We start from the raw sequence: 11,604 nt of genomic DNA on the forward strand, positions 1-11,604 counted from the left end.
TAGATTAATCCTTTTTTAATTCTAGTTTCTCCGCAAAATAAGCACAGAAATCTTTCATTGTTGTTGTCATTTTTTCATCCTGAGTAGCCTTCATAAAAGTATCGGACATAGCCAACAGAGTTTGGTGAAAGAAAACCTTCATTTCATCTACTGGCATATCTTTAGTCCATAGATCTATTTTTAAGGATTCCTGGTTTTTACTGTCCCACACCGACAATAGCATGGCTTTTGCATCCTCGTTTACGATGCCGCCATCTTCTGCGGACCAGGTAAGCTCTTCCGGAACGCGATTTTCATCCAGGCCAACTATAAGGGTTATTTGAGAAGTATGTAATTTTCCCATAATCTATTTTTTCGGTTTGTAATTTGATTTTTTAAATATTTCATCAGCGGATAAACTCAGTAATTGATTGAGTTTAACATCATTATTATTCATAAACGCCCTTACTATTTGCCATCCCATATAACGACCCAGTCTGCCAGGAGATTCATTATCTAGTTCTAACCTGAATTTTGAAAATGGAGCCGGGTCTAAAAACCGGGGAGCCAGCATATTGTCCGTGCTGTATAATAATTCCCGTTCAACAAAATAGCGCCAAATTTGTTCTTCATTGGCCTGGGCCCAGGCCAATTCATCAGGCGTGTATACTATTTTTTGAGCATCAGTAGCAAGAGGCATCAATTTGTCCTTGAGATATAACTCTTTTCCATAATAAATCATCTGTGCCAAAAAGGTGCGGTCAGAAGGGAAGCTGAGTTTGGTTTTGCCAAAAGCGCTTGCAACGTCGCTTATTAAATAGGTTTTGTCTAGTCCAGCAGCTATATATTGTTCAATTCCTCTATAGAACCTATGATCTTTACCAAGATAATTATCCAAACCGATAAGCAAAAGTGTGTCAGCCAAAATTACACGATTCGAATAATCCACATCAGAAATAACTGTTACTACCTTTGGCGTCCGGTAATTTGGAAAGTAGTACACAGCATGTTTAAAGAAAAGTTTGAGGTCTGCTGTTTCCTTATCAAAATTGGGGAAAGTACTATTAACTTCGCTAAATATTTCATTCTGCAGGGTATCTTTTAATTTTGCAATCCAAACACTATCTGAATACTGTTTTGGAAAGAGGTAAGGGAATTTTTGTTTTAGTTTGGGTATGTCTCCAGGTTTTGCCTCTGCAAATTCCCTATCAAAACGCAGCACCTTTAGATTTAATGGAATCTTTGAAATATCTTCAGATACCCCCGTTTCATTTTTACAAGAATGGAGACTAAAAAAAATAACTAAAACCGCAATAAATCTTGTTTTCATATAAAGTAATTACTATTCAGCTTTATTATTAAGGGTATAGGCTTTATTTTTATCGGAGCAAAGTTAGTATTTCCATATAATAATGTAGCCTATGCAAACAGAAAAGGTAATAGATCATATTGTAAATTGGTTAAAGACCTATGCCACCGAGGCAAAAATCAAAGGATTTGTTATAGGTGTATCGGGTGGGATTGACTCTGCGGTTACTTCAACCCTATGTGCAAAAACGGGTTTAGACCTCTTATGTATTGAAATGCCAATCCATCAGGGCGCAAATCAGGTAAACAGGGCATCTAATCATATTGAGTGGTTACAGCAAAACTATGATAGTGTATCCAGACAACCTGTGAATCTCACTTCGGTATTTGATAATCTTGTAGCATCATTGCCAGCGGTTGATAATGAAGAAGACAGGTTTATGTCTTTAGCAAATACCCGCGCCAGACTTCGCATGACAACGCTCTACTATTTTGCCGCTTTAAATAATTATCTGGTTGCAGGAACAGGAAATAAGGTGGAGGATTTTGGAATTGGTTTCTACACCAAATATGGGGATGGCGGAGTTGATCTTAGTCCAATTGCAGATCTTCTCAAAACCGAGGTTTACGAAATTGCCGAGTATTTGGGTATTAATGAAGAAATTATTGTTGCTCCCCCAACAGATGGCTTGTGGGGTGACTCACGAACAGACGAAGATCAGATAGGGGCTTCATATCCGGAATTAGAATGGGCAATGGAAATGAATAATGCCGGGAAGGAGGCCGATGAATTCAGCGGAAGAGAAAAAGAAGTCTTTCTCATATTTAAAAGGTACAACACCATGAATCAACATAAGATGCTTCCTATACCCATTTGTGAAATTCCTGATAGCCTAAAATAACATCTTGACTAAGAATCAGTTAATTAAAACGAATAATGACTCACTTATTCCTAATAATCGAGAAAAAAAGTACACTTTTGTTTAAGAAATTAGATAATTTAACCTTACATTGCATGTCAGTATTTTTCGACGAACGTTAGCGTTAATATCTAGAAAACCAATCAAAATGATAAAAGTTTTAATCGCGGACAATCATCCAATTGTCAGAATGGGAATAAAGAATGTATTAAATTCGGCTTCTGATTTTGAAATTGTTGATGATGTTGCTACTACTACTGAACTTTTTACAAAATTAAAGACTTTAACTCCGGATGTTGTTATACTTGAAATGGACATTCCGGAAATTAATGGAATAGCCAGCTTGAGGAAGCTTAAACAGGAATACCCGGACATAAAGGTATTGATCTATAGTGGCCAATCTGAAGACGTATACGCACTTAGCACAATAAGAGCAGGAGCGTTTGGCTATCTTTCAAAAACTGCAGATTTGGATTACATAATTTCTGCCGTTAGAAAAGTGAGCGAAGGTAATATGTTTATCACTAATGAATTGGCGCAAAGACTGGCCTTCGATGAAGGAACTCAAAAACCCCGAAGGTTTTTCAGAAAGTTGTCTACCCGAGAAGTTGAGGTTCTTAAGCTTCTGGCCAGTGGTAAGAGAAACAAAGACGTTGCCTTGGGCTTAAATCTAAATGAAAAAACAGTTAGTACGTATAAAGCTCGTTTAATGAAAAAATTAAATGTTGATAATCTTGTGGATTTGCTTCAACAAGCAAAGGCCTTAGAGTTGTACTAAGTTCAGATTCGTAAATAATTTTAACCCTGACCAAAGTGTCAGGGTTTTTTATACTCCTTAAGCGCAAATAAACTAACTGCCGGAGGAAATGTTTTATGAGAGCACCCTATTTAACTTCTTGTTTAAGAGTTTATTTAATTGCAGGTAATTCATTATCTCTTCCAGGGTTTCCTTATGATCACCGTTCAAATCTTCTGTGTTTTCTTGCAGGGACGTAATCCGTTTTTTAATTAAAAAGCATCTTAGAGTTAAAATTGTTTCACTTACCAATTGGGAAATACTTTTTTCTTTGTCTTTTGGATAGATATCTTTTCGTTCCCAGTGATGCAATTCATATTTTTCTTCCTCCATTAATATCGAAGAAATTTGGGCTACCATTTCCTGATCGAGTTCAGTCATAAATGTTGTGATGGAAAAGTCTTCTTTCTCATTAAGCCCTTCTATTAATTTGTAATAGATATTTCTGAATTTATCATGGGTAAGTTCTATTTCATCTTCCTGAAGGTCCAGGTATACTTTTTCATATACTTTTGCCTCCATATTTTCCGGTTCAAGAACGAGATCACCCTCTTCATTTTCTTTTAATATAAGATCTTCAAACTCCTGAAGCTCATTCCCGTAAAGCAGAAGCATTTCAATTATCTTTTTTTCTAACTCATATTGCACATCCAGCTTTTCTTCTTTTTGGCTATGTTTAACAACCTCGAATGCTTTTTGCTCCTGTCTGGCTGTTGTGGCAGCATCTGTCCGTTCTTTCCTTCCAATCTGTGCCAACGTATTAAATAAAACATCTTCTGAAATATTCATTATGTGTGCACACTCCTGAATATATATTTCACGTTTTATCCTATCCGGGATTTTAGAGATACTATTAACAATTTCGCGTATAGTATCTGCTTTTTTTATAGGATCATTTGCCGCATCTTTTGCCAGTAAGGAAGTTTTAAATTGTATAAAATCCTTAGCATTCTCCTGCAGGTATAGTATGATCTTTTCTTCTTCATTTTTCTTTGCAAAACTATCAGGGTCTTCTCCCTCTGGAAAGGTGCAGACTTTTACATTCATTCCTTGTTCAAGAATAAGGTCAATCCCTCTCAAAGATGCTCGTAAACCCGCTGCATCGCCGTCAAATAAAACTGTAATATTTTTAGTAAGCCTGTTTATTAATCGTATTTGCTCTGGTGTAAGGGCCGTACCACTGGAGGCTACCACATTATGAATTCCTCTTTGAAACATTTGAATAACATCTGTATAGCCTTCCACTAAATAGCAATTATCTTCTTTAGCAATTGCTTGCTTAGCAAAATATATGCCGTATAGCACTTTACTCTTATGGTATATTTCGCTTTCCGGAGAATTCAGGTATTTGGCAGCTTTCTTTTCATTGGAAAGTATCCTTCCCCCAAATCCCAGAACCCGGCCACTCATGGAATGGATAGGAAACATTACTCTTCCCTTAAACCTGTCAAATTTTTTGGAGACCCCTGTCTGGTTAGCATCTTCTTTTACAATTGTCAGCCCGGTTTTTTGTAAAAACACCTGCTGATATCCTTGTTCAAGAGCAGAATTGGTAAAAGCGTCCCACTGGTCGAGGCAATATCCCAGTCCAAACTTCTTAATGATGTCATCTGTAAAACCCCTTTCTCTGAAATAACTCAGGCCTATAGCCTTTCCCATTTCCTTCTCCCAAAGTGTCTTCTCAAAATATTGCTGTGCATATTCAGAAACCAGATACATACTTTCACGCTCATCGGCCTGTTCCTTTTGTTCATCTGTACGCTCTGTTTCTTCAATTTCAATATTGTACTTCCTTGCCAGATATTTAATAGCTTCAGGATAGGTAAAATGTTCGTGTTCCATTAGGAATGCCACTACATTTCCACCCTTACCACTACTAAAGTCCTTCCAGATTTGTTTTACGGGTGACACCATAAAACTTGGGGTGCGTTCATCTGAAAAGGGACTCAAACCTTTGAAATTGGAACCAGATTTTTTTAATTGCACAAAATCCCCGATTACCTCCTCAAGGCGTGCCGTTTCATAAACTTGATCAATGGTGAATTTTGAAATCAATGTACTAAATATTTACCTTGTAAAAATAAGAAATTTGAATGCTTTAAAATACAGTATTTTTAGATTACAATTTGTTTGAAAGAGATTAATTTATCGCAATAACATAATAAAATGTATGATGATATTATTTTTTGGAATTAGGCCTGGAAAGACAATAAACATAGATATGAAGAGGATAAAATGTCCTCATTGTAACCAAAACAATTCGCTTTCAGGTGAAAGTACCCCTAATTTTTTTCATTTATTCTGGATTCCGCTTTTTCGTGTGTCAACGAATCAGGTAGTACGTTGCGATCACTGTAAAAAAGGGTATTACAAAGAGGAATTTACAAAAGACATGCAAGCTGTATTTGAAAAATAATTGATAGTTACTACAAAAGAAACCTGTCACATTATAATTTCAATTAAGATGAAATCCAAATGCGACAGTATTCCGAGTTTTTAATTTTTAAATATCAAATCGTAGTCCCATCGAAATATTTCTTTGTTCAACTGATGGACTCTTGAAAATAGGATTTAGGTCGTACTTAACATAAAGCAGAAAACAATCCACTCCCATGTAGGCACTTAGGCCATAGATGAATGGGTTACTGTTTAAACCGCCTTTTATTTTTAACTTTTGATTCGATCCGCTTTCATTGTATTTAAGTTTTTGGCGAGTCCCCATATTAAAACCTCCATATCCTCCCAAACCTATTCTAAATTGATGTCTTAAGGAATATCTTACGTCGTTACCGGAAATCCTTGTTCTGGAGGGGCCAAATTCAAAATGAATGGGAAATACCAGGTTTTCCAATTTTAATTTAGACTTGCTGAGATTAAACGGAAACTCCTCTTGTACTGTTTCTCCCTCGTCATTAACAACATAATAGAGGTTGTCTTTCGATTTTAATCCATTGAATTGAAAAGAAAACCCATAATGAAACCTAACAGCATTAGATTTATTAAAAACTCTAGTTCTCCATGCCCATCCCATTTCAAAAAATCTACTTCCGCCAACCTTATAGGGGGTATCATTAAGAGACTGGCCTTCGATTATTGCATTGTTTAAACCAAAAGCAACAATAAAGTCTGAATATGTTCGACGGCCATATTTTGACCAACCATACTTATTATCTGTTATTTCCCATTCATCGCCGTCGATTCTTATGGTAACACCCTCGTTGTCATCCCAGGAATTATCATCCTCTTCAATATCTAACACCTCACCCTTATTACGCTCCAGTAAAGCAATTTTGTTATCTATTATTGTCAGTCTGTTTTCAATATTTAATGCTCGCTTTCGGGCAGCTTCGTCTTTGAGTTTATTCGCTTCGTCGGTGGTAATTTCACTTTTTTCCAATCGTTTATTAATAGACTCCACTTCTACCTTTAAGGCTTCTTTTTCCTCAAGTGTAATCTTTTCTTTTTGTTCTTTAAGATCGTTTATCTTTTCTTTATAATTGTCTTGTGCCACTAATGCATTAGAAATAAAACACATTATAACTACTACGAAATAGGTACTGATTGTTTTCATTTTGATTTTTGATTTTTGATTGATGAATAAACTCCTTACTGCTTCCTCAAACTCAATTGAAGAAATTATATAAAAATGCGTGCTAAAGACTAATCATTACGAACCGCAACAGCAGTTCTCACTTTATTATAACCAGACTTTAGTTTCTTGAAAATCTGATCCCGGAATGACTGATCCAACTCCTCTTCCACTTGTGAAAGCAATGCAGACGGATTAACTGTGTTATCAGAATTTAATAGTTTTTGTGTCAAAATTTGCTTTTGTGCTTGTCTTAGGAGGGAATCTACTTCCATATCTGTAAGCTCTTTGTCATTTACTTCAAGTGCATTCACTATGGCCAATACCTCCGCTATTTTAGTGTCAATTTGCTCATTTGAAACTTCCGATGCATTATTTTGGAGTTCTTCAGCATTTGCCAGTTTAGTCTCTTCCGATGTAACCAATTCTCTTTTTGGTTCCTTTTGTGGAAATATACTCGACTGTTCTTCCTCCACTTCATATGGTTCCTCAACTGCTGTAATTATGGTTTCCTGCCCGGGGACAGTGGCTTTCAAAAGTTCTTCTTTTTCTTTTTCAACAAAAGGAATTAAAGGTTTAGTAGCAATTTGAACCTCATGATTTAAATTCTCATCATCTGTTGTAAAGAAGAGTACTGAAAGTATCAATATTCCAATAAAACCTGCTGCAATTCCATACCTGAAATATCCGGTTTGCGGCTTATAATCATTCTTGATCTGTCCTTTAATCCTATTCCAAGCATCCCCTGAAGGTTTAATTTCACTTCCCTTTAAGGTTTCTTTAATATGATTTTCAAATTTAGTGGGTTCCATAACCTAGTATACTTTGTTCTTTTAATTTATCCTGTAATAATCTCCTGGCTTTAAACAACTGGGATTTGGATGTACTTTCCGAAATATCCAGCATTTCTGCAATCTCTGAATGTTTATACCCTTCTATCGCATATAGCACAAAAACCATTTTATAACCTTCAGGCAAGTTGTCAATTAACCGCTGAATATATTCAATATCCATTGAGGAAGTGATCGTAATTTGGTTTGGAGTGTTATACTCATAGACCTCATCATCAAAGACCACAAATTGTTTTTTTCTGAGATAAGAAATGGCTTCTCTAACCATGATTTTTCTGATCCAGCCTTCAAAACTTCCTTCATGCCTAAATGAATTCAAACTTTTAAATACTTTCACAAAACCATTGATCATTACATCTTCTGCATAATGCAGGTCCTTAATGTACTGTCTGCATACTCCCAGCATTTTAGGTGCAAACTTCTCATAAATCGCCCGCTGTGCATTAGGATGGCCTGAAATCGCCTTCCTGATCAGCATTTTTTCATTATTGTAAAAAGAAATAATTTTCAAGCGATTCATTTTAGTCTTCTATAGTTAAAGACGTTTTGGAAATCAAAAACGTTGCCCGAAATCTGACATTTTTTAGAATTAATTTATAACTACTTGTATGCGTGACGGTTAGTTGTTATTTTTTTCTATCTACCACATATCTTACCATAAGCCCAAGCGCATCTTTATATTCAGAATCCGGGTAGGTATTTAAAAGTTCTAAGGCCTTGTTTTTAAACTCGTTCATTTTAGTTTCTGCGTAAGAAAGACCTCCCTTTTCTTTTACAAATGCAATTACTTCTTTAACACGTGACTTATCCTTGTTATAATTTTTTACTGAATTTATAAGCCATTTTTTCTCTTTGGGGGTGCTGTTATTAAGTACATATATTAAAGGCAGAGTCATTTTTTGCTCCTTAATATCAATTCCTGTGGGTTTTCCAATTTTTTCCGATCCGTAGTCAAAAAGGTCATCCTTTATCTGAAATGCCATCCCGCAAAGCTCTCCAAATTTTCGAAAGGTTTCAACATCTGTGCTATCAGGCTTTACGGAACATGCCCCCAGACTGCAACATGCAGCAATAAGAGTTGCTGTTTTTTGTCTGATTATTTCGTAATATACATCCTCTGTAATATCTAGTCTTCTGGCTTTATCTATCTGAAGTAATTCTCCCTCACTAATTTCGCGTATGGCTATTGAGATTATTTTAAGCAAATCAAAATCTTCATACTCCACGGATAGCAACATTCCTTTTGAAAGCAAATAGTCTCCAACTAAGACGGCAATTTTATTTTTCCACAGTGCATTTATGGAGAAGAAACCCCTGCGTTTGTAACTATCATCAACTACATCATCATGCACCAAAGAAGCGGTGTGTATTAATTCTATAACCGATGCCCCACGATATGTCCTTTCATTAACTTCCCCATTATTAACGAGCTTTGCGGTAAGAAATACAAACATTGGTCGCATTTGCTTTCCTTTCCGGTTTACTATATAATAGGTGATTCTGTTAAGAAGAGCGACTTTGGTGGACATGGAATCACGAAACTTTTTTTCAAAAAGTTCCATTTCTTCATTGATCGGTTCCGTTATTTGCGCGACAATTTTCAATAGAAATTATTTTATCAATGATGAACGATAAATTTAGGGAAAATAATAAGGGGAACGAAGCGAGACTAAAGAAATAAGAAGTTCATTCTAATCCCTAGTCCGCCATAGTAATATCATGCCTGTCATGACGCCAAAGTGCTTTAATAAATTGTAATCCCAATCATATAGATTTGTTAGCCAATTGTCCACAAGCTGCATCAATATCTTTACCTCTTGACCGGCGCACCGTGACTATTATTCCATTTTGTTCCAGAGCCTCCACATATTTATTAATGGCATCATTGGATGCCTGTTTAAAGTTGGAATCATCAATAGGGTTGTATTCTATCAGGTTTACCTTTGAAGGCGCAAATCTGCAAAACGCTATTAAAGCCCTTATATCCTTATCCTTATCATTAATACCTTCCCACACTATATACTCGTATGTAATCCTGCTTTTTGTTTTTGAATACCAATAGATCAAAGAATCTCGCAGATCCTTAAGATTAAAGGTTGCATTGAAGGGCATAATAGATGTACGTACTTCATCTATTGCTGAATGAAGAGAAACCGCAAGTTTAAATTTGACTTCTTCATCGGCAAGTTTCCTGATCATTTTTGGAACACCCGAGGTAGAAACTGTAATTCTTTTTGGAGACATCCCAAGACCTTCGGCAGATGTTATCTTGTCTATTGCCTTTAAAACATTATTGTAATTCATCAGCGGTTCACCCATTCCCATAAAAACAATATTACTCAAAGGCCTATTAAAATAGAGCTCACTTTCATTATTTATTACAACCACCTGATCATATATCTCGTCCGGATTAAGGTTGCGCATTTTCTTTAATTTTGCCGTGGCGCAAAATTTGCAATCCAGACTACAGCCCACCTGACTGGATACACAAGCTGTGGTTCTTTCTTTGGTTGGGATAAGCACTGATTCTACCACCAGTCCATCGTGCAATCGGACAGCATTCTTTATTGTACCATCAGAACTCTTTTGTAATTGATCTACTTTAATATGATTAATTACAAAATATTCTTCCAATTTTTTACGTGTTTCTTTGGATAGATTGGTCATTGTATCGAAAGAATGTGCGGATTTCTGCCACAACCATTCATACACCTGATTTCCACGGAATGGCTTCTCCCCATGACTTTCAAAAAACTCACGAAGTTGCTCCTTGGTAAGGGCCCGAATATCTTTTTTCTTTGAAACCATTGCTTAAGTAAAAAAAATCCTGCCGTACCTATTAGAAAACAGGTAATGGCAGGATTCCTTATTTAAATAACACATACTTTATATGATGAGCATGGCGTCACCGTATGAGTAAAATCTATATCCTTCAATTATTGCTTCTTTGTAGGCTCTTTTCATAAGATCATGACCCATAAATGCCGAAACCATCATTAAAAGGGTAGATTTTGGCAGATGAAAGTTAGTTACCATGGCATTGGCAATGCTAAAATCATAAGGAGGAAATACAAATTTATTGGTCCAGCCATCATAGGTATTCAGTGTGTGTTCTGACGACACCGCACTTTCCAGGCCTCTCATAGCGGTTGTTCCAACAGCACAAATTCTTTGTTTCCTAATTTTAGCTGAATTTACAATCTCTGTGGCTTTCTCATCAATCACCAATTCTTCACTATCCATTTTATGTTTGGAAAGGTCTTCTACTTCTACCGGGTTAAAAGTACCCAGACCTACATGAAGCGTAAGCTCCGCAAATTCAATACCTTTAATTTCGAGTCGCTTTAATAAATGCCTAGAAAAATGTAATCCGGCTGTTGGTGCCGCTACAGCACCTTCGTGCTTTGCATAAATCGTTTGATACCGGGACTCATCTTCAGCCTCCACTTCTCTTTTAATATACTTTGGAAGAGGTGTCTCTCCAAGTTCTCTTAATTTTCTTCTAAAGTCGGTATAAGACCCGTCATAAAGAAAGCGAAGAGTTCTTCCCCTTGAAGTAGTATTATCAATAACCTCGGCCACCAAATTCTCATCATCTCCAAAGTAAAGTTTATTACCAATTCTAATCTTTCTGGCAGGATCGACCAAAACATCCCACAATCTTTGTTCTTCATTCAGCTCACGCAGCAAAAACACTTCTATTCTGGCTCCTGTCTTTTCTTTGTTGCCATATAACCTCGCTGGAAATACTTTGGTGTTATTAATAACCATTACATCTCCTTCATCAAAATAATTAATAAGGTCCTTGAACATTTTATGTTCAATTTTACCGGTATCCTTATGAACGACCATTAATTTGGATTCGTCTCTGTGCTCTGCCGGATATTCTGCCATCAGTTCTTTTGGCAATTCAAAACTAAAGTGTGATAATTTCATATGTGAATTTTAGTTCGCCTTTTAGGCGGCTGCAAATATACAATCCTGAAGTAGGGCTTGTCAAGTCAAAGTTGTATTAAATAACTTTATAGGTCTTTAATATTAAATCCCAGTTGTTCCAGATCTTTCCAAAAATCCGGGTACGATTTGGAAACTACCTCAGCATCGTTAATGGTTATTGCGGTTTTTAGAGCCAGTGGGGCAAATGCCATGGCCATTCTGTGA

Annotated in this window: 12 protein-coding genes and 1 pseudogene; 3 read left to right on the plus strand and 10 right to left on the minus strand. The window is 36.2% G+C overall.

From position 1 onward, the window contains the following. Positions 1 to 4: 4 nt before the first annotated feature. The gene (gene gldC / locus WBN20_RS07200) at positions 5 to 343 is read right to left on the minus strand and encodes a gliding motility protein GldC (RefSeq protein ID WP_424271579.1); all 339 of its coding nucleotides are present in this window, start codon (positions 341 to 343) and stop codon (positions 5 to 7) included. 3 nt (positions 344 to 346) lie between these two features. Continuing rightward, a complete protein-coding gene (gene gldB / locus WBN20_RS07205) occupies positions 347 to 1,309 on the minus strand; it encodes a gliding motility lipoprotein GldB (RefSeq protein WP_424281214.1) in 963 nt (320 codons plus the stop codon). A 91-nt stretch (positions 1,310 to 1,400) separates the two neighbouring features. Here gldB and nadE point away from each other — a divergent pair, with 91 nt between their 5' ends. Beyond that, positions 1,401 to 2,189, plus strand: coding sequence for an NAD(+) synthase (nadE, locus tag WBN20_RS07210; RefSeq protein WP_424275133.1), 789 nt, complete (start codon positions 1,401 to 1,403; stop codon positions 2,187 to 2,189). Between the two features lie 166 nt (positions 2,190 to 2,355). Then, positions 2,356 to 2,985: a response regulator gene (locus WBN20_RS07215; RefSeq protein ID WP_424273172.1), complete on the plus strand. Its 630-nt coding sequence runs from the start codon at positions 2,356 to 2,358 to the stop codon at positions 2,983 to 2,985. Positions 2,986 to 3,078: 93 nt separating this feature from the next. Here the strand turns inward: WBN20_RS07215 and dnaG are convergent, their stop codons facing one another. Next, on the minus strand, positions 3,079 to 5,058 hold the full coding sequence (gene dnaG, locus WBN20_RS07220; RefSeq protein ID WP_424275132.1) for a DNA primase: 1,980 nt from the start codon (positions 5,056 to 5,058) through the stop codon (positions 3,079 to 3,081). A 166-nt stretch (positions 5,059 to 5,224) separates the two neighbouring features. Here dnaG and WBN20_RS07225 point away from each other — a divergent pair, with 166 nt between their 5' ends. Beyond that, on the plus strand, positions 5,225 to 5,419 hold the full coding sequence (locus tag WBN20_RS07225; protein ID WP_424271517.1) for a zinc-ribbon domain-containing protein: 195 nt from the start codon (positions 5,225 to 5,227) through the stop codon (positions 5,417 to 5,419). Between the two features lie 87 nt (positions 5,420 to 5,506). Here WBN20_RS07225 and WBN20_RS07230 read toward each other — a convergent pair whose 3' ends face one another. From WBN20_RS07230 to WBN20_RS07260, 7 genes and pseudogenes are all read right to left on the minus strand, one after another. After that, positions 5,507 to 6,574, minus strand: a complete 1,068-nt coding sequence (locus WBN20_RS07230; protein WP_424275130.1) for a hypothetical protein — start codon at positions 6,572 to 6,574, stop codon at positions 5,507 to 5,509. 89 nt (positions 6,575 to 6,663) lie between these two features. Continuing rightward, a complete protein-coding gene (locus WBN20_RS07235; RefSeq protein WP_424281215.1) occupies positions 6,664 to 7,404 on the minus strand; it encodes a hypothetical protein in 741 nt (246 codons plus the stop codon). Further along, a complete protein-coding gene (locus tag WBN20_RS07240) occupies positions 7,391 to 7,954 on the minus strand; it encodes an RNA polymerase sigma factor (RefSeq protein WP_424281216.1) in 564 nt (187 codons plus the stop codon). The genes WBN20_RS07235 and WBN20_RS07240 overlap by 14 nt, the downstream gene beginning before the upstream one ends. 115 nt (positions 7,955 to 8,069) lie before the next feature. Continuing rightward, on the minus strand, positions 8,070 to 9,047 hold the full coding sequence (locus tag WBN20_RS07245) for a polyprenyl synthetase family protein (RefSeq protein WP_424271521.1): 978 nt from the start codon (positions 9,045 to 9,047) through the stop codon (positions 8,070 to 8,072). A 160-nt stretch (positions 9,048 to 9,207) separates the two neighbouring features. Next, a complete protein-coding gene (gene rlmN, locus WBN20_RS07250) occupies positions 9,208 to 10,251 on the minus strand; it encodes a 23S rRNA (adenine(2503)-C(2))-methyltransferase RlmN (RefSeq protein WP_424281217.1) in 1,044 nt (347 codons plus the stop codon). Positions 10,252 to 10,329: 78 nt separating this feature from the next. Further along, complete coding sequence (gene queA, locus WBN20_RS07255) at positions 10,330 to 11,379, minus strand: tRNA preQ1(34) S-adenosylmethionine ribosyltransferase-isomerase QueA (protein ID WP_424271523.1); 1,050 nt, start codon at positions 11,377 to 11,379, stop codon at positions 10,330 to 10,332. 86 nt (positions 11,380 to 11,465) lie between these two features. Further along, a pseudogene (locus tag WBN20_RS07260) lies at positions 11,466 to 11,604 on the minus strand (3-phosphoshikimate 1-carboxyvinyltransferase); the annotation flags it as partial.

This window comes from Eudoraea sp. (assembly GCF_049665975.1).
Lineage (GTDB): Bacteria > Bacteroidota > Bacteroidia > Flavobacteriales > Flavobacteriaceae > Eudoraea.